The 18,280-nt window shown below is 55.0% G+C and carries 16 protein-coding genes; 11 read left to right on the top strand and 5 right to left on the bottom strand.

Features of this window, described 5'->3' with window-relative positions; genetic code table 11:
* Positions 1-86: 86 nt before the first annotated feature.
* Positions 87-716 (bottom strand): RpoE-regulated lipoprotein, encoded by a 630-nt coding sequence (locus EYY67_RS04285; protein ID WP_095922984.1) that lies wholly within the window; start codon positions 714-716, stop codon positions 87-89.
* An 85-nt stretch (positions 717-801) separates the two neighbouring features.
* Positions 802-1,245: a DUF2919 domain-containing protein gene (locus EYY67_RS04280; RefSeq protein ID WP_095922985.1), complete on the bottom strand. Its 444-nt coding sequence runs from the start codon at positions 1,243-1,245 to the stop codon at positions 802-804.
* Positions 1,246-1,448: 203 nt separating this feature from the next.
* Here EYY67_RS04280 and EYY67_RS04275 point away from each other — a divergent pair, with 203 nt between their 5' ends.
* Complete coding sequence (locus EYY67_RS04275) at positions 1,449-1,847, top strand: YgiW/YdeI family stress tolerance OB fold protein (protein ID WP_195817543.1); 399 nt, start codon at positions 1,449-1,451, stop codon at positions 1,845-1,847.
* 60 nt (positions 1,848-1,907) lie between these two features.
* Here the strand turns inward: EYY67_RS04275 and EYY67_RS04270 are convergent, their stop codons facing one another.
* Positions 1,908-2,333 carry a GNAT family acetyltransferase gene (locus EYY67_RS04270; RefSeq protein WP_095922987.1) on the bottom strand — a complete coding sequence of 142 codons (426 nt, stop codon included), beginning with the start codon at positions 2,331-2,333 and terminating at the stop codon, positions 1,908-1,910.
* A 277-nt stretch (positions 2,334-2,610) separates the two neighbouring features.
* On the opposite strand from EYY67_RS04270, the gene amiA reads away from it, so the two are divergent.
* The 4 genes from amiA (at position 2,611) to uriH (ending at position 6,003) form a co-directional block, all read left to right on the top strand.
* Positions 2,611-3,495 (top strand): N-acetylmuramoyl-L-alanine amidase AmiA, encoded by an 885-nt coding sequence (gene amiA, locus EYY67_RS04265; protein WP_119822648.1) that lies wholly within the window; start codon positions 2,611-2,613, stop codon positions 3,493-3,495.
* Positions 3,496-3,568: 73 nt separating this feature from the next.
* Positions 3,569-4,552, top strand: a complete 984-nt coding sequence (gene hemF / locus EYY67_RS04260) for an oxygen-dependent coproporphyrinogen oxidase (RefSeq protein WP_131692924.1) — start codon at positions 3,569-3,571, stop codon at positions 4,550-4,552.
* Positions 4,552-5,001 (top strand): YaiI/YqxD family protein, encoded by a 450-nt coding sequence (locus tag EYY67_RS04255; RefSeq protein ID WP_131692923.1) that lies wholly within the window; start codon positions 4,552-4,554, stop codon positions 4,999-5,001. Before hemF ends, EYY67_RS04255 begins: the two co-directional genes overlap by 1 nt.
* Positions 5,002-5,055: 54 nt before the next feature.
* Positions 5,056-6,003, top strand: a complete 948-nt coding sequence (gene uriH / locus EYY67_RS04250; protein ID WP_095922991.1) for a uridine-preferring nucleoside hydrolase UriH — start codon at positions 5,056-5,058, stop codon at positions 6,001-6,003.
* 43 nt (positions 6,004-6,046) lie between these two features.
* Here uriH and maeB read toward each other — a convergent pair whose 3' ends face one another.
* Positions 6,047-8,326, bottom strand: coding sequence for an NADP-dependent oxaloacetate-decarboxylating malate dehydrogenase (gene maeB / locus EYY67_RS04245; RefSeq protein WP_119822651.1), 2,280 nt, complete (start codon positions 8,324-8,326; stop codon positions 6,047-6,049).
* 414 nt (positions 8,327-8,740) lie between these two features.
* On the opposite strand from maeB, the gene tal reads away from it, so the two are divergent.
* The 3 genes from tal (at position 8,741) to yegD (ending at position 13,309) form a co-directional block, all read left to right on the top strand.
* Positions 8,741-9,691, top strand: coding sequence for a transaldolase (gene tal / locus EYY67_RS04240; RefSeq protein ID WP_095922993.1), 951 nt, complete (start codon positions 8,741-8,743; stop codon positions 9,689-9,691).
* Positions 9,692-9,721: 30 nt separating this feature from the next.
* A complete protein-coding gene (gene tkt / locus EYY67_RS04235; RefSeq protein ID WP_131692922.1) occupies positions 9,722-11,716 on the top strand; it encodes a transketolase in 1,995 nt (664 codons plus the stop codon).
* 240 nt (positions 11,717-11,956) lie between these two features.
* Entirely contained in the window at positions 11,957-13,309 is a 1,353-nt protein-coding gene (gene yegD, locus EYY67_RS04230; RefSeq protein ID WP_119822653.1) for a molecular chaperone, read from the top strand.
* Positions 13,310-13,381: 72 nt separating this feature from the next.
* On the opposite strand, the gene EYY67_RS04225 is transcribed toward yegD, so the two are convergent.
* Positions 13,382-14,335, bottom strand: coding sequence for an aldo/keto reductase (locus EYY67_RS04225; protein WP_131692921.1), 954 nt, complete (start codon positions 14,333-14,335; stop codon positions 13,382-13,384).
* Between the two features lie 260 nt (positions 14,336-14,595).
* Between EYY67_RS04225 and mdtD the strand changes: the two genes are divergently transcribed.
* Genes mdtD through baeR form a run of 3 tightly spaced genes read left to right on the top strand, consistent with a single transcriptional unit; the run spans position 14,596 to position 18,173 of the window.
* Positions 14,596-16,071 (top strand): multidrug transporter subunit MdtD, encoded by a 1,476-nt coding sequence (gene mdtD / locus EYY67_RS04220; RefSeq protein WP_095922998.1) that lies wholly within the window; start codon positions 14,596-14,598, stop codon positions 16,069-16,071.
* Positions 16,068-17,453, top strand: a complete 1,386-nt coding sequence (gene baeS / locus EYY67_RS04215) for an envelope stress sensor histidine kinase BaeS (RefSeq protein WP_095922999.1) — start codon at positions 16,068-16,070, stop codon at positions 17,451-17,453. Before mdtD ends, baeS begins: the two co-directional genes overlap by 4 nt.
* Positions 17,454-18,173 carry an envelope stress response regulator BaeR gene (gene baeR, locus EYY67_RS04210; protein WP_095923000.1) on the top strand — a complete coding sequence of 240 codons (720 nt, stop codon included), beginning with the start codon at positions 17,454-17,456 and terminating at the stop codon, positions 18,171-18,173.
* Positions 18,174-18,280: the final 107 nt, after the last annotated feature.

Here is an 18,280-nt window from a genome sequence, read left to right as displayed (position 1 = left end):
TGACCGGCGTCATCATACCGGATGTCAATAAAAATGCCTTGCGCGAAGGCAAGGCATTGAGGGCTTTTTAAGCGGAGAAAACCGTTTTATTGCGCGGCAGCGGCCTGTGCCGGATTGGCGCGCCAGATAATTTTGCTGACCTTCCAGTCTTTCAGGGCATCATCCGAAGGCATCAGCGAATCCGGGCCATGCCAGATACCGCTGAACACATAGGTCACGTGAGCACTTTGCGGCGCTTTACACTCGACGCTTTCGGCGTCATCACCTTCACCCTTCACGCACACATCAAAAGCCTTGCTGTAGAGATCGCTGAACGGCGTACCGATTTTGACGCCCCACTCGCTTTCGACTTTCGGATCCACCACGTCAACGCGCTGCACCGTGCCTTTCGGCTCGCCGCTGATCGACATTTTCACCTCTTTGCCATCCATCGCCTGGAAGAAGCTGAGCATTTTGCCGTTGCTCATCGACATACCACTGCGCAGGGTATAGTCGCCGTCGAGCGCGTCAGTGATCGCGGTTTCCGTCAGCGGCGTGCTGGCGGTGATCCCACCGACACCTTTATCGCTGACCGTCGCACTGCTGCCAAACCAGTTAAGCGGATTCATCGCTGACCAGGAGACGTCTGGCCATGACATATGTGACATCGACGAACAGCCGGTCAGGATCAGCGGCAGCGCCAGTAACAGCGGGCGAACCCGCAGGCGAACAGTCATTCGGTACACTCCTTGAATCATTATTGTTTAGCGCCAGTTCGAGTACTTACTCAGTAAGAAAGTTCAGCCCCAAATGGAATATGCTTCAGACCAGACGGCGCGCGGCATCAAAACAGGCGCGCAGACGACGGCTCATTAACCAGTAAGCCAGCGCGGCGGCATCCAGCAACGCCAGCACAATGTCCACACCTGAAATACTGTCGGTACTTTGCCACAAACCCAGCGCCTGCAAGGCAAAGGTGATGAACATACCGGCCAGCAACAGCCAGTAACCGGCCTGCCAGACCCGTGGCCACAAATGCCGGCGTCCGCTGAGCAAAAACACCAGCGCGGGCGGCAAACCGAGCAACATACCGGACCAGAAATTCTGCGATTCGGGATAAAACAACGCCAGCAGATCACTGCCCTGCTGACGTGACGCACCGACCATCACAAACAATATCCAGGTCCGCGCCTGCAAAATCAAAATCGTCCAGAACCACAGCGGCAACCGCAACATACCGTGGTCGTTATAATCATCCGGGTTCATAAAAAGAACAACGTTCCTGCAAATAAGGTGAAAGTTAACCCTCGCTCAGGGACATACCCGACATAAATCGACGTCTGTCGGGCAGGCGCTTAAGAAACTGTTAAGAACAGTCTGCTTTAATGGTTTCTAACACGGCAACCCATCCTGAACGATGTCATAGTTGCCGGTGCTCTGGAAACATTAACTTAAGGACGACTATTATGATGAAGAAGATCACGCTGGCAACCCTCATTGCACTTTGTTCCGCAACCGCGTTTGCCCAGCAGACCGGTGGCTTTAACGGCCCGTCGGCGCAGGAAACGCAAACCCAGCCTGCCGCGCAGGGCGGTTTCACCGGCACCACGGCGCTGAGCACGGTGAAAGACACGCAAACCATGAAGGATGATCAGTGGGTGATGCTGGAAGGGTTCATCGATCAGCGCATCGACCATGATAAATACATTTTCCGCGACAACACCGGCACCCTCAATGTCGAAATTGATGGCAAACGCTGGCAGGGACAGAACGTGTCGCCGAAAGACAAAATCCGCATTGAAGGTAAAGTCGATAAAGACTGGAACTCTGTGGAAGTGGATGTCAAAAGCGTAAAACTGATCAAGTAACGCAGAAAACGAAGCCCCGGCGGATCACTCCTGCCGGGGCTTTTTATTGAGGAAACGACGTCAATACTCTTGATCTTCGATCAAACGTTTGCCCAACAAAAGGGTATCCGAAATCTCATAACCCAGTTTTTCATACATGCTGACTACCGCATCGTTTTCAGCACGCACCATTAAATTCATTTTCGGGCAACCGCGGGCGATTAACTTCTTCTCCAGACGGTTTACCAGCGCATTGGCAATGCCACGGCCGCGATAATCAGGATGTACACCCAGATAATTGGCTGATCCGCGATGACCATCGTAGCCGCCCATCAGCGTCGCCACCACTTCACCGCCCACTTCCGCCACCAGGAAAAACTCGGGGCTGTGGTTAATTTTACGTTCAATATCCAGCTCAGGATCATTCCACGGACGCAGCAGGTCGCAACGTTCCCATAAGGTCAGTACTTCTTCGAAATCTTCTTGACGGTATACGCGAATTTCCATCACTGTTCGCCGCTGTTAGTAGGGGTTTATCTGATTATCGCGTGATCTGATTGATACGCAACATCAAAATCACAGATTGTGTACTTTATGAACCGTTTTCAGCGATAAAATCTTCACATAAAACAACAGGCCGCCTCTCCGCAGACGGAGATTTATTCGGTGGCAGATTCATTCACGACACAATATTCATAAAAAGTAATAGTTCTCAGATCGAAACTATAAAAAAGATACTCTATAACATAGGGCATTCTGCATTTTTTCTGACGGTAACGGACTGATGTTAAACCCCCTGAATAAATTTCTGCATTTCCAGCCTCTCCCTGCCGCCGCCACCCGTCGCCAGTTGTTACTGTCCGGGCTTGGATTAGCCATTGCCGCTTTCGGTTCACGTTCTGCCAGCGCCGCACAGCAGGAGCACATCACCAAATCCGCCCCGGCCCCTAAACCACCGGGCGCAAAAAAACTGGTGATGATCGACCCCGGCCACGGCGGTATAGATTCCGGTGCTGTCGGCCATGAAGGCTCGGAAGAAAAACATGTGGTGCTGGAAATCGCCAACTATGTGCGGGAATTTCTGGGCGAACAAAGCCATATTGAGGTCAAACTGACCCGCGATTCAGATCACTTTATTCCGCTTTATCAGCGTGTTGAACTGGCACATCAGCATCAGGCCGATCTGTTCGTCTCGATTCATGCCGATGGTTACACCAGCCCGACAGCCTCCGGCGCGTCGGTTTTCGCGCTCTCCAACCGGGGAGCCAGTAGCGCCATGGCGCGTTACATGTCGAAAAAAGAAAACGATGCCGATCTGGTCGCAGGTGCGAAATATGCCAAAGAAGACAACAATTATCTCCAGCAAGTCCTGTTTGATCTGGTACAGACCGACACCATTAAAAACAGTCTGACGCTGGGTCACCATGTGCTCGACAGGATCCGCCCGATCCACCATCTTCACAGTCAGCAAACCGAACAGGCGGCCTTTGCCGTACTGAAATCGCCGTCAATTCCGTCGATTCTGGTGGAAACGTCCTTTATCACCAACCATCAGGAAGAACAGTTACTGAGCACCACGGCATTCCGCCGCGAAATTGCGCAGGCCATTTCACAGGGTATTGTGAATTTCTTTAGCTATTTCGACGCCAACGAGCGTAAACCCCACTGAGCTGCCAAACTGACAGCAAATCACGCTATACTGATGACCACTTTTTTCTCATTCAGCGCCCGCACGGCGCTGAATGTCCTTTCAGTCAACGTCTGCGAGTTTGCCCGTGAGCCAATCCATTCCCGACATCCAGCAAGTCAAAACCTTCCTGCTTAAACTTCAGGAGCACATTTGCCAGAAACTGGCGGACGCCGATGGCAAAGGTCAGTTCGCTGAAGATCAATGGGTGCGCGAGGAAGGCGGCGGCGGTCAAAGCCGGGTACTGACGAATGGCGCGGTGTTTGAACAGGCCGGGGTGAATTTCTCCCACGTTTCCGGTGCCACCCTGCCCGCTTCCGCCACCGCGCATCGCCCCGAACTGGCGGGACGCAGCTTTCAGGCGATGGGCGTCTCCCTGGTTATTCATCCGCTGAATCCCTATGTGCCGACCAGCCATGCCAACGTGCGCTTTTTCATTGCGGAAAAACCCGGCGAAGCACCGGTCTGGTGGTTTGGCGGCGGTTTCGATCTCACGCCTTATTACGGTTTTGAAGAAGACGCCCGCCACTGGCACCTCACCGCACAACAGCTTTGCCAGCCATTCGGCGACGATGTCTATCCGAAATACAAAAAATGGTGCGACGATTACTTCTTTATCAAACACCGCAACGAAGCACGCGGGATCGGCGGCTTATTCTTTGATGACCTGAATTCACCGGATTTCGACACCTGCTTTAACTTTATGCAGGCGGTGGGTAACGGCTTTACCGACGCCTATCTGCCGGTGGTGGAAAAACGCAAAACACTGCCGTGGGGCGAACGTGAGCGCCAGTTCCAGCTCTACCGCCGTGGCCGCTACGTTGAATTCAATCTGGTGTGGGATCGCGGCACGTTGTTTGGCCTGCAAACCGGCGGTCGTACGGAATCCATTTTAATGTCGATGCCACCGCTGGTGCGCTGGGAATACGGTTACCAGCCGGAAGAAGGCAGCCCGGAAGCCGCGCTGTACCGCGATTTTCTGCCGGTACGCGACTGGCTGGCTGAAAATGGCTTATCTGAAAACGGAGCGCCAAACTGATGCAAATCTGGGTTGATGCGGATGCATGTCCGAACGTCATCAAAGACGTGCTGTTCCGTGCCGCCGAACGCACCGGCATGATGGTGACGCTGGTAGCCAACCAGATCATCCGTACGCCGCCGTCAAAATATCTGCGCACCCTGCGGGTCGAAGCGGGTTTTGACGTCGCCGATAACGAAATTGTGAAACGCACCGAACCGGGCGATCTGGTGATCACCGCCGATATCCCGCTGGCCGCCGAAGTCATTGAGAAAGGCGGCGTGGCGCTGAACCCGCGCGGCGAGCGTTACACCACGGAAACCATCAAAGAACGCCTGAACATGCGTGATTTTATGGACACCATGCGCGCCAGCGGCGTGCAGACCGGCGGGCCGCCTGCGCTTAATCAGCGCGACCGCCAGCAATTTGCCAATGAACTGGATAAGTGGCTGCAACAAGCCAAAAAATAATCCAGTCTGGCTGTCGAAACCGAAGTACCACTACATTAATTAAAGGAATAAGAAATGGTCAAAAAGATCATCCTTGATTGCGATCCGGGGCACGACGATGCTATCGCGATGTTACTGGCGCACGGTAACCCCGATATCGAACTGCTGGCCGTCACGACGGTGGTTGGTAATCAGACGCTGGAGAAAGTCACCCGCAACGCACTTGCCGTTGCTCGTGTGATTAACCTGACCGGTGTGCCGTTTGCGGCGGGGGCAACGCGTCCTCTGGTGCGTCAGATTGAAGTGGCGGACGAGATCCACGGCGAGTCCGGTCTGGACGGCCCGGTATTGCCGGAAGCGGCCATCACACTTGAACCTGTTCATGCGATCGACCTGATCATTGATCTGATCATGTCTCATCCGCCGAAAACCATCACTCTGGTGCCTACCGGCGGACTGACCAACATCGCCATGGCCGTGCGCAAAGAACCACGCATTGCGGAACGGGTGAAAGAAGTGGTGCTGATGGGCGGCGGTTATCATGTGGGGAACTGGAGCGCAGTCGCCGAGTTCAACATCAAGATTGACCCGGAAGCCGCCCATATCGTGTTCAACGAAAAATGGCCGCTGACCATGGTCGGACTGGATTTAACCCATCAGGCACTGGCAACACCGGACGTCGCCGCGCGCATCGCCGCCGTGGGGACACAGCCTGCGAAATTTGTCGGCGAGCTGCTCGATTTCTTTGGTCTGAGCTACAAAGACCGGCAGGGCTTTGATTCACCACCTGTTCATGATCCGTGCGCGGTGGCTTACGTGATTGATCCGAATGTCATGACCGTGCAAAAAGTCCCGGTGGATATCGAACTGACCGGCACCTTAACCCTCGGCATGACCGTCGCGGATTTCCGCGCCCCGCCGCCGCCGGATTGCCATACGCAAGTGGCGGTAAAACTCGATCATCAGCGTTTCTGGGATCTGATCGTCGATGCGCTGGAACGTATCGGCGAAGTGAAATACTGAGTAACTCTTTTTAAAGGGCGCCTGTTGCGGCGCCCTTGCTGATTTATAGCGGCTCGGTTTGCGCTTCCACCACGGCTAACGCCACCATATTCACAATCCGCCTGACCGAGGCGATCGGCGTGAGAATATGCACCGGTTTTGAAACGCCCATCAGCACCGGTCCCACCGTTACCCCTTCTGAACAGGAAACCCGCAGCAGGTTGTAACTGATGCGCGCCGATTCCATGTTCGGCATGATCAGGATATTCGCCGACCCTTTCAGCGGACTGTCCGGCATGATGTCCTGACGGATGCTTTCGACCAGTGCCGCGTCACCATGCATCTCACCGTCGATTTCCAGATCAGGATCACGCTCATTAATCAGTTGCAGCGTACGGCGCATTTTCAGCGCGGCCGGGCTGTCGGAGGTGCCGAAACTGGAATGGGACAACAGCGCCACTTTCGGCTCAATGCCAAATCGTCTCACCGTTTCTGCCGCCATCAGCGTGATTTCCGTCAGTTGCTCGGGTGTCGGGTCATCATTGACGTAAGTATCCGCAATAAACGTATTACCGCTTGGCAGCAACAGGGCATTCATCGCCCCGGCAACATGCGTACCCCGGCGGAAGCCAAACACCTTTTCGACGATGTCATAGTGCTCATGATAAGTGCCGACCGTTCCGCAGATCATCGCATCCGCTTCGCCGCGTAACAGCATAATAGCGGAAATCAGCGTCGGATTGCCGATCACCGCCCGCCGCGCCTGCTCCTGCGAGACACCGCGCCGTTTCATCAGCTGATAATATTCGCGCCAGTATTCGTTAAAACGCGGGTCGGATTCGTTATTGACCACTTCGAAATCCCGTCCCGCCTCCAGTTGCAGACCCAGTTTCTTAATGCGCATGGCAATCACGCTCGGCCTGCCGACCAGAATCGGTTTTGCCAGCCCGAGAGAAATCAGCTCCTGCGTGGCATGCAGGACGCGCTCTTCTTCCCCTTCCGCCATCACCACCCGTTTGGCGTCTTTCTTCGCCTGCGAGAAAATCGGCTTCATAAACAGGTTGGTTTTGTAGACAAACTCGGTGAGTTTTTCGGTATACGCGTCCAGATCGTCAATCGGGCGCATGGCGACACCAGAATCCATCGCCGCTTTCGCCACCGCTGGCGCAATTTTCACAATCAGGCGCGGATCAAAAGGCTTGGGAATGATGTATTCCGGTCCGAAAGACAACTCTTCTTCGCCATAAGCAGAAGCCACCACATCGCTTTGTTCCGCCATCGCCAGATCTGCGATGGCGTGAACGCAGGCCAGTTTCATTTCTTCATTGATGGTGGTCGCGCCGACATCCAGCGCCCCGCGAAAAATGAACGGGAAGCACAGGACGTTGTTGACCTGATTCGGATAATCCGAACGGCCGGTGCAGATAATGGCATCAGGCCGTACGGCTTTTGCCAGCGGCGGTAAAATCTCCGGCTCAGGATTGGCCAGCGCCAGGATCAGCGGATCCTTCGCCATGGTTTTCACCATATCCTGCGTCAGAACGCCGGGGCCGGAACAGCCGAGGAAAATGTCCGCCTCCGGGATCGCATCGCCAAGCGTGCGCTGACCGTTATCTGCAATGGCATAAGCCGCTTTGGTTTCGGCCATGTTCTCTTCGCGGCCCTGATAAATCACGCCACGGGAATCACAGGCCGTGATGTTGTGGCGTTTCAGCCCCAGCGCCACCAGCAGATTCAGGCAGGCAATGGCGGAAGCCCCGGCACCTGACACCACCAGCCGCACATCTGAAATGTTTTTCCCGACCACACGCAAACCGTTAAGCACCGCTGCGGTACAAATAATGGCCGTGCCGTGCTGATCGTCATGAAATACCGGGATCTTCATCCGTTCCCGCAGCTTTTTCTCGATGTAAAAACACTCCGGCGCTTTGATGTCTTCAAGGTTGATACCGCCGAATGTCGGTTCCAGCGCGGCGATCACGTCGATCAGCTTATCGGGATCGTTCTCATCAACTTCGATATCAAATACGTCGATACCGGCGAATTTCTTGAACAATACGCCCTTGCCTTCCATCACCGGTTTACCGGCCAGCGCACCGATATTGCCCAGCCCGAGAACGGCGGTCCCGTTGGAAATCACCGCCACCAGATTGCCACGGGCGGTGTACTTGTAAGCCGCCAGCGGATCTTTGGCGATTTCCAGGCATGGAGCGGCGACGCCCGGCGAATAGGCCAGAGCCAGATCACGTTGCGTGGCAAGGGGTTTGGTCGGCGAAACCTGTATTTTTCCGGGCACCGGAAACTCGTGAAAATCGAGCGCACTTTGTTTGAGTTGTTCGTCCATTGCAGGATCCTTTTCTTGTTTCTTATTTTTTGTAGAGACAACTTTTTGTAGGGACATTTGTAGGGGCAACAGGGTACGGGGAAATTTCACCATCGGCTTTTCCCGCTGACCAGTATAGATAACCATGCCACGGCCAGAGGCGGATAACGACCAAAATTTCGCCGTTACATTGATTACTTTTCATTCGTGGAAGACGTCTCGTAAAAATCAACTAAGCTTAAAGTTTGGCCTTGCGCTTTACCCGTCAGACGCTCAGTTTGTGGGGCAACAGGGGCCGTCATTGTTGAGACCCATTGCAGTAATCAGAAAAAGCGCATTCAGTTTGTTAACCGAATGATGCAGGGTAGGAGCCCTACGAAAGAGAGTCGGACGACCTTATTGCTGTATCGTTTTTTCTTGCCAAGGAGCTAAGAGATGAACCAGTTAGACGCACTAAAAAAAATCACCACCGTCGTTGCCGACAGCGGTGACATTGAATCTATCCGTCATTTCGAGCCTCAGGATGCGACCACCAATCCTTCGCTGATCCTCAAAGCAGCCGACCTGCCGCAATACCAAAACCTGATTAAAGACGCGCTGGACTATGCCCGTAAGCAGGGCGGCAGCAAAGAGACTCAGGTGGTCAATGCCACAGACAAGCTGGCCGTGAATATCGGTGTGGAAATCCTGAAAAGCGTTCCGGGGCGCATCTCGACAGAAGTCGATGCCCGCCTGTCGTTTGACCGCGAATTGTGTATCGAAAAAGCCCGCAAACTGATTGGCTTGTATCAGGATCAGGGTATCGACAAATCACGCATTCTCATCAAGCTGGCTTCCACATGGGAAGGCATCAAAGCCGCTGAAGCACTGGAAAAAGAAGGCATCAACTGTAACCTGACCTTGCTGTTCTCCTTTGCCCAGGCACGCGCCTGCGCCGAAGCCGGTGTTTACCTGATTTCCCCGTTCGTTGGCCGTATCTATGACTGGTACAAAGCTAAAGAACCGAATGCCGCCTACGACGTGGAACAAGATCCGGGCGTGAAATCTGTCCGTACTATCTACGATTACTACAAATCTCACGGCTACGAGACCGTCATCATGGGCGCCAGTTTCCGCAAGGTGGAACAGGTTCTGGCACTGGCCGGTTGTGATCGCTTGACCCTTTCACCCAACCTGCTGGAAGAACTTAAAGCCAGTGACGCACCGGTTGAACGTAAATTGCAGCCATCGGATAAGGGTGGCAAAAAACCCGCACCACTGACACAGGCAGAATTCCTCTGGGAACATCATCAGGATGCGATGGCCGTGGATAAACTCGCAGAAGGTATTCGCCAGTTCGCCACCGACCAGAAAAAACTCGAAGATGTGCTGTCAGCACAACTGTAGTTTTGTATTGAATAACCAGATGGAGTGAATATGCCTTCTCGTAAAGAACTAGCGAATGCGATCCGCGCCCTGAGCATGGACGCCGTTCAGAAAGCGAATTCCGGCCACCCCGGCGCCCCGATGGGCATGGCTGACATTGCCGAAGTGCTGTGGCGTGATTATATGAATCACAACCCGACCAACCCGAAATGGGCCGATCGTGACCGCTTCCTGATGTCCAACGGACACGGCTCGATGCTGCAATACAGCCTGCTGCATTTAACCGGTTACGACCTGCCAATGAAAGAGCTGGAGAATTTCCGCCAGCTGCATTCCAAAACACCGGGACACCCGGAATTCGGCTATACGCCGGGCGTTGAAACCACCACCGGCCCGCTGGGTCAGGGGATCGCTAACGCCGTGGGCTTCGCGATTGCCGAGCGCACGCTGGCGGCTCAGTTTAACCGTGAAAATCACGATATCGTGAATCACTACACCTACGCTTTCCTCGGTGATGGCTGCATGATGGAAGGCATCTCACACGAAGCCTGTTCACTCGCAGGCACCATGAAACTCGGTAAGCTGATTGCGTTTTATGATGACAACGGGATCTCCATCGACGGTCATGTGGAAGGCTGGTTCACCGATGACACCGCCAAACGCTTTGAAGCCTACCACTGGCATGTGATCCGTGGCATTGACGGTCATGATCCTGACGCCGTAAAAGCCGCCATCGAAGAAGCCCGCAACGTGAAAGACAAACCGTCGCTGTTGCTGTGCAAAACCGTGATCGCGTTCGGCTCACCGAACAAAGCCGGTACCCACGGCGCGCATGGCGCCGCGCTGGGTGACGATGAAGTCGCTGCCACCCGCAAACACATTGGCTGGAACTACCCTCCGTTTGAAATACCGCAGGATATTTACGCCCAATGGGATGCCAAAGAAGCCGGTAAAGCGAAAGAGAAAGCCTGGAACGACAAGTTTGCCGCCTATGCCAAGGCCTATCCGCAACTGGCCGCCGAATTTGAACGTCGTGTGAGTGGCGAACTGCCTGCTAACTGGCAAAGCGAAGCGCAGAAATACATCGAAGAATTGCAGGCAAAACCCGCCAATATTGCCAGCCGTAAAGCCTCGCAAAATACGCTGGAGTCCTTTGGTAAAATCCTGCCGGAATTCCTTGGCGGCTCCGCTGACCTTGCGCCAAGTAACCTGACCATGTGGTCTGGCTCGAAATCGATCGGTGACGATCAGGCCGGTAACTACATCCACTACGGCGTACGTGAATTCGGCATGACGGCCATCACCAACGGTATCGCCCTGCATGGCGGTTTCCTGCCTTATTCCGCGACCTTCCTGATGTTCGTCGAATATGCCCGTAACGCCGTACGTCTGGCCGCGCTGATGAAAATCCGCAACGTGTTCGTGTATACCCACGACTCCATCGGTCTGGGTGAAGACGGCCCGACGCATCAGCCGGTGGAACAAATGGCCAGCCTGCGCGTGACGCCAAACATGAACACCTGGCGGCCGGGTGATCAGGTGGAATCAGCGGTGGCGTGGAAATATGCCATTGAGCGAACTGACGGCCCTTCTGCCCTGATCTTCTCGCGTCAGAATTTAACCCAGCAGCCGCGTACGCCTGAGCAACTGGCAAACGTGGCGCGCGGCGGTTATGTGCTGAAAGATTCTGACGGCACGCCGGAGGTGATCCTGATTGCCACCGGTTCGGAAGTCGGCATTACCGTAGAGGCCGCAGATAAACTGGCCGCTGCTGGCACCAAAGTGCGCGTGGTGTCCATGCCGTCTACCGATGTCTTCGATCAGCAGGATGCGGCATACCGTGAAGCCGTGCTGCCAAAAGCCGTGACCGCGCGTGTCGCCGTTGAGGCCGGTATCGCCGATTACTGGTACAAATACGTCGGCCTTAACGGAGCCATTGTCGGCATGACCTCCTTCGGGGAATCTGCACCCGCAGAGCAACTGTTCAGGGAGTTCGGTTTTACAGCGGATAATGTGGTCGCGAAAGCGCAGGCGTTATTGAAATAAAAGAAGTGAAATTAAAGAAGTGAAGTAAAGGAGTGGCTTTAAAACCCCCTCCCCGCCTCCCCCTTCGCAGGGGGAGGCGTAAATGCTCGATCTGCTCTCACCCCTGCGAAGGGGTGAGTTTCACAGCAAACACGGGAACAAAATACTGCTTTACGCCATCAGGAAAACCCCGGTTTTCATCTTGCTCAATCTGCGTCTCTCCGGTAAAGTCCCGTCCCTTCTTTGGCATGGGGAACAATGATGTTTATTGGATTTGACTACGGTACAGCGAACTGCTCCGTGGCGGTGATGCGTGATAATAACGCTCATCTTCTGGCGCTCGAAAATAACGATCCTTACTTACCCTCCATGCTTTGTGCACCGACACGTGAAGCGGTCAGCGAATGGCTGAACCGTCACGGACAGGTTCCGACGGGCAGTGATGAAAATCTGGCGCTGCTGCGCCGCAGTATCAGCTTTAACCGTGAGGAAGATATTCCGGTTAATGCCAACAGCGTGAACTTCGGTTTGCAGGCGCTGGCGACCTACATGGAAGATCCGGAAGAGGTGTACTTTGTTCGCTCGCCGAAATCCTTCCTGGGCGCAAATGGCCTGAAACCACAGCAAATTGCCCTGTTTGAAGATCTGGTCTGCGCGATGATGTACCACATCAGGCGTCAGGCTGAATCCGTCCTGCAGGAAAGCATTGAGCAGACGGTTATCGGTCGCCCGATAAACTTTCAGGGCATGGGCGGGGAAGACGCGAATGCACAGGCACAGGGTATTTTGCAGCGTGCGGCTGAACGTGCAGGTTTCCGCGATATCGCTTTCCAGTTTGAGCCGGTTGCGGCAGGTCTGGATTTCGAAGCCACGCTGACGGAAGAGAAAACCGTGCTGGTGGTGGATATCGGCGGCGGAACCACCGACTGCTCGGTGCTGCTGATGGGTCCGCAATGGCGCGATAAAGCAGAGCGTCAGAGCAGCCTGCTCGGCCACAGTGGTTGCCGCGTCGGCGGAAACGATCTGGATATCATGACCGCCTTCAAACAGCTCACCCCCCAGTTTGGGATGGGCAGCGAAACCCAAAAAGGGATCGCCATCCCGGCGCTGCCTTACTGGAATGCGGTAGCAACCAATGACGTACCGGCGCAGCTGGATTTCTACAGCGTGGCGAATGGCCGCATGTTGCGTGATTTAATCCGCGATGCGGCGCAACCGGATCTGATCAAACGCCTGCTGAAAGTGCATCAACAGCGTCTGAGCTACCGTCTGGTCCGCGCGGCAGAAGAAAGTAAGATTGCGCTTTCTGAACGTGAAAGCGTGACGGCGGCGATGGACTTCATTGAATCCGGTCTGGCCGAAACCATCAGCCAGCAGCAACTGAGTGAAGCAATTTCTCAGCCGCTGGAACGAATTCAGGAACAGGTCAGTCTGGCACTGGCCAGCAGCGACATTAAACCGGACGTCATTTATCTGACGGGTGGCAGCGCACGTTCGCCACTGCTGCGTGCGGCTTTGCAGGCACAATTGCCGGGGATCCCGCTGGTCGGGGGCAATGATTTTGGCTCCGTCACCGCCGGTCTGGCGCGCTGGGCACAAACGCTGTTCCGTTAAGATGTCACGGTGCAGAAAAACGAAAACCGCCTGAGACTGAAGGCGGTTTTTTTTATGTCTCAGAAACCGGATTTACCAGGCGCTGGCGTCATTTAACGTTTTGATATCCGCGTCATCCAGTTTCAGGGTCGCGGCCTGCGCCAGTTCATTCAGCTGTTGCAGGGAGGTCGCACTGACGATCGGCGAGGTAATGCCCGGACGCGCAATCTGCCAGGCCAGCGCCACCTGCCCGGGTTGCGCGCCGTGCTTCTCAGCCACCTGATCCAACCCTGCCAGCACTTTCAGACCGCGTTCGTTCAGACAGCGTGCAACCACGTTTTCCCCGCGTTTGCTCTTAGCGGCATCGGCTTTGGTGCGGTATTTGCCGGTCAGGAATCCGGCGGCCAGCCCGTAGAAGTTGATCACGCCTAAGCCGTTATCGAGCACCACTTTCTCCAGTGCCTCTTCATACACTTTGCGGTCATAAAGATTGTATTGCGGTTGCAGGGTTTCATAACGCGCCAGCCCGTTTTCCTGACTGACTTTCAACGCTTCGGCCAGACGCGGTGCGCTGTAGTTTGACGCGCCGACGGCACGCACCTTGCCTTCTTTGATCAACGCATCGAATGCCGCCATTGTTTCAGCCAGTGGCGTATCGGCATCGTCATCATGTGACTGATACAAATCGAGATAATCCGTTTGCAGGCGTTTCAGTGACGCTTCGACGGCTTCTCTGATATAGCGGGGCGACAGCCCGACTTTGCCTTCCCCCATCGGCTTACCGACTTTGGTGGCAAGAATGACCTGGTCACGCTTACCGGTTTTTTTCAGCCAGTTGCCGATAATGGTTTCGGATTCTCCGCCTTTGTTGCCTTCAACCCAGCTCGAGTACACATCTGCCGTGTCGATAAAATTCAGTTTGTGATCCAGTAAGGCATCCAGCAGGTTAAACGAGGCGGCCTGATCCACCGTCCAGCCAAACACATTGCCACCGAAGGTTAACAACGGCACCTGAATACCTGAACGACCCAGTTCTCTTTTGCTCATCATTCTCTCCCTTTCATAAGGTCAGATTACACTTAGTTTGCGTGCGAACGGTTTATGGTCAAAGGTCAACCTTAGCATTTTGATATAAAATGTCAGGCTGAACGCTATTCTTTATTGTCAGAAGAATTGTCAAAAAATGGGAAAGACTCTCCTTATTTCCTCCATTTTCTGTTGAAACATTCTGGCTACACTGTGAGCCGGTCTGCAGGTGAATTTCTTCCTGAAATGCCGCGACAATGATTGTGCTGATGCGATGACTCATGAAATCTGAAAATACTGACACCTTACCGCCCTCCACGCCGCTGCCGCCTTCGGTGCGCTGGCAGTTGTGGATCGTCGCCTTCGGCTTTTTTATGCAGGCTCTCGACACCACCATCGTCAATACCGCGCTTCCCTCCATGGCCCGCAGCCTCGGTGAAAACCCGCTGCATATGCATTCGGTGATTGTCGCTTACGTGCTGACGGTCGCGGTGATGTTGCCCGCCAGCGGCTGGCTGGCGGATAAAGTCGGGGTGAAGTGGGTGTTCTTTTCAGCCATCGTGCTGTTCACCCTCGGCTCCCTGCTGTGCGCACAGTCAGAAAGCCTGCGCGAGCTGGTGTTGTCACGCATTGTTCAGGGGATTGGCGGGGCGATGATGGTGCCGGTCGGGCGGCTGACGGTGCTGAAAATCGTTCCGCGCAGCGAATACATGGCGGCGATGACCATGGTGACCTTGCCCGGTCAGGTCGGTCCGTTACTCGGCCCGGCGCTGGGCGGTTTTCTGGTGCAATACGCCAGCTGGCACTGGATTTTCCTCATCAACCTGCCTGTCGGGCTGGCCGGTTGTATCGCCACGTTAATGATCATGCCGAACTATAAAATGCAGACCCGCCGCTTTGATATCAGCGGGTTTGTGATGCTTGCCGTGTGTATGGCCACACTGACGCTGGCGCTGGAAGGCAGCCGCAGTATGGGGCTGACGCCGCTGGAAATCGTATTGCTGGTGGCGGTCGGTGGCGGCGCGCTGGGTGTTTACTGGATGCACGCGCGCGGTAATCTGTCGGCGCTGTTTTCCCTGCGCCTGTTCCACACCCCGACGTTTAAGATCGGGCTGATCGGCAGCCTGCTGGGGCGTATCGGCAGCGGCATGTTACCCTTTATGACCCCGGTCTTCCTGCAACTCGGCATGGGTTTTACCCCTTTCCACGCCGGGCTGATGATGATCCCGATGGTGCTGGGCAGTATGGGGATGAAGCGCGTGGTCGTCCGGCTGGTGAATCAGCTCGGCTACCGCAAGGCGCTGGTCAGCGCCACCCTGCTGCTGGCACTGATTACGCTGATTTTCCCGGTAGTCGCCATTTACGGTGCCGTGTGGATGATCCCGATCGTGCTGTTTTTCCAGGGGATGGTGAATTCACTGCGCTTCTCTTCAATGAATACGCTGACGCTGAAGGATTTACCGCCGCGTCTTGCCAGCAGCGGCAACAGTTTGCTGTCGATGATCATGCAGTTATCGATGAGCCTCGGCGTGAGTGTAGCCGGTTTGCTGATCGGGCTGTTTGCCCATCAGCAGGCGATCACACCGGACAGCAGTATCATGCATACCGCTTTCCTCTATTGCTACATGTCGATGGCGCTGGTGATTGCCCTGCCTGCCTGGGTATTCTCCAAAGTACCGCCTGACGCCCAAAAAAATGCCCTTATTGACCGTCGTCGTGCTGCGGCCGGTTCTCCCGACCCGATGAGAAAATCATGAAACCTGGTATTACCGCCAAGCTGTTTATGGCCATCTTTTGTACCTGCGCGCTGGTGTTAATCACCATGAACTGGGGCGTGCGGATGAGCTTCGAACGGGGCTTTATCGACTACATCCGTCAGAGTAACGAACAGCGCGTTGCCTTGCTGGCCGACACCCTGCAGGAGCAGTACAAACAACACGGCAGCTGGGATTTTCTGGAAAAAAATGACCGGCTGATCTATCAGCTGATGCGTTCGTTTGACCAGACCAGCAGCGAGAAAATGCCGCCGCAAGGCTGGCGGACAAAGTTCTGGATCCTCGACAGTCATGATCGCCGCATCGGCGGGTATGACCAGCCGGTTCCGCCCGATCTGCAAGGCCCGCGTCGGGTGATGACCGTTGACGGCGTGATGATAGGCTCGGTGATCTCCACTCCCGCCGAACGTCTGACGCGCAATGCCGATATCAATTTCGAACGCCAGCAAAGCCAGACCAGCTGGATTATTGTCGCTTTCACCGCGTTACTGGCCGCCGCCGTCACCTGGGTGCTCTCACGGGGAATGCTCGCGCCGGTTAAGCGTCTGGTGAACGGTACCCATCAGCTGGCTGCCGGAGATTTCAGCACCCGGGTAAAAGTCGACAGTGAAGATGAGCTGGGAAAACTGGCGCAGGATTTCAACCAGCTGGCGATGACGCTGGAAAAAAACGAGCAAATGCGCCGGGCATTTATGGCGGATATTTCCCATGAACTGCGCACGCCGCTGGCGGTGTTGCGCGGTGAGCTGGAAGCCATGCAGGACGGCGTGCGCAAAATGAGTGTCGGTTCGCTGGAGTCTCTGCAATCTGAAGTGGCGATTCTGACCAAACTGGTGGACGACCTGCATCAGCTTTCGCTGTCGGATGCGGGTGCGCTGGCCTATCGCAAGGTGGACACCGATGTGGTGCATCTTGTCCAGCTGGCGGAAGCCGGTTCACGGGATCGCTTCCACAGTAAACAGCTCACGCTCACCAGCCAGTTGCCTGAAAAAGCAGACGTATTTGGTGATCCGCAGCGGTTGTCGCAACTTTTCAATAATCTGCTGGAAAACAGTCTGCGCTATACTGACCCGAACGGTGGCCTGGAAATTCTGGGCGAAATCCGCGACAAATCGCTGCATCTGATTTTTCAGGACAGCGCGCCGGGCATCAGCGATGAACAGCTGATCCGTATTTTCGAACGCTTCTACCGCACCGAAGGCTCGCGCAACCGCGCCAGCGGCGGTTCCGGTTTAGGTCTGGCGATTTGCCAGAATATCGTTGAAGCGCACGGCGGGCAGATTAGCGCCAGCCACTCCCCCGCCGGGGGCGTTCGTATTACGATCGTCCTGCCACTTTCTGTTCCACATGGCCCGAGAAACTGAATGAACGACTCTGTACTGTCCGGCCCTGCGCCGTTGAAAATTCTGATCGTGGAAGACGAACCGAAACTCGCCCAGTTGCTGATCGACTATCTCGAAGCGGCGGGCTATGCCACGCAATGGCTGCCCGACGGTCACGATGTGATTACGCTGGTGAAAACCCAGCCTCCGGCGCTGATCCTGCTGGATCTGATGCTGCCGGGCAGCAGTGGTTTATCGATCTGCCGCGACATCCGCCAGTTCTCCGATGTGCCAGTCATGATGGTGACCGCCAAAACGGAAGAAATTGACCGTCTGCTCGGGCTGGAAATCGGTGCCGATGATTACATCTGCAAACCTTACAGCCCGCGGGAAGTGGTGGCGCGCGTCAAAGTGATCCTGCGCCGTTGCGTACGTCCCGATGAACATGTGGCAAAAGAAACCGGTCTGCACATTGATGAAGCCCGCTTTCGCGCCACCTTCCAGGGGCATGAGCTTGAGCTGACGCCTGCGGAATTCCGTCTGCTGAAAACCCTGTCGGTGAAACCGGGCTACGTTTTCACCCGCGAGGTGCTGCTCAATAATCTCTATGATGATTACCGCGTGGTGACGGACCGCACCATCGACAGCCACATCAAAAATCTGCGCCGCAAACTCGAATCCCTCGACGGCGAAAAAGCCTTTATCCGCGCCGTCTATGGCGTCGGCTACCGCTGGGAAGCCGAACCCTGCCATCTGGTTTAACGTTATTCTGGCCGGCAATTGAGTTTTGTAAAGTTGCTGAAAGTCTGTCGGCCAGTTCACATTTCATACCTTAAATTTCCGCTATCGCCGCGAAAAAGTTTCCATTA

This window comes from Rahnella victoriana (genome assembly GCF_004330295.1).
GTDB lineage: Bacteria > Pseudomonadota > Gammaproteobacteria > Enterobacterales > Enterobacteriaceae > Rahnella > Rahnella victoriana.
This window is presented reverse-complemented; position numbering and strand designations above follow the sequence as displayed.

Coding starts and splice junctions, on each gene's coding strand:
- EYY67_RS04285 (WP_095922984.1), bottom strand. CDS start 716: ATGACTGTTCGCCTGCGGGTTCGCCCGCTGTTACTGGCGCTGCCGCTG.
- EYY67_RS04280 (WP_095922985.1), bottom strand. CDS start 1,245: ATGAACCCGGATGATTATAACGACCACGGTATGTTGCGGTTGCCGCTG.
- EYY67_RS04275 (WP_195817543.1), top strand. CDS start 1,449: ATGAAGAAGATCACGCTGGCAACCCTCATTGCACTTTGTTCCGCAACC.
- EYY67_RS04270 (WP_095922987.1), bottom strand. CDS start 2,333: ATGGAAATTCGCGTATACCGTCAAGAAGATTTCGAAGAAGTACTGACC.
- amiA (WP_119822648.1), top strand. CDS start 2,611: ATGTTAAACCCCCTGAATAAATTTCTGCATTTCCAGCCTCTCCCTGCC.
- hemF (WP_131692924.1), top strand. CDS start 3,569: ATGTCCTTTCAGTCAACGTCTGCGAGTTTGCCCGTGAGCCAATCCATT.
- EYY67_RS04255 (WP_131692923.1), top strand. CDS start 4,552: ATGCAAATCTGGGTTGATGCGGATGCATGTCCGAACGTCATCAAAGAC.
- uriH (WP_095922991.1), top strand. CDS start 5,056: ATGGTCAAAAAGATCATCCTTGATTGCGATCCGGGGCACGACGATGCT.
- maeB (WP_119822651.1), bottom strand. CDS start 8,326: ATGGACGAACAACTCAAACAAAGTGCGCTCGATTTTCACGAGTTTCCG.
- tal (WP_095922993.1), top strand. CDS start 8,741: ATGAACCAGTTAGACGCACTAAAAAAAATCACCACCGTCGTTGCCGAC.
- tkt (WP_131692922.1), top strand. CDS start 9,722: ATGCCTTCTCGTAAAGAACTAGCGAATGCGATCCGCGCCCTGAGCATG.
- yegD (WP_119822653.1), top strand. CDS start 11,957: ATGTTTATTGGATTTGACTACGGTACAGCGAACTGCTCCGTGGCGGTG.
- EYY67_RS04225 (WP_131692921.1), bottom strand. CDS start 14,335: ATGAGCAAAAGAGAACTGGGTCGTTCAGGTATTCAGGTGCCGTTGTTA.
- mdtD (WP_095922998.1), top strand. CDS start 14,596: ATGAAATCTGAAAATACTGACACCTTACCGCCCTCCACGCCGCTGCCG.
- baeS (WP_095922999.1), top strand. CDS start 16,068: ATGAAACCTGGTATTACCGCCAAGCTGTTTATGGCCATCTTTTGTACC.
- baeR (WP_095923000.1), top strand. CDS start 17,454: ATGAACGACTCTGTACTGTCCGGCCCTGCGCCGTTGAAAATTCTGATC.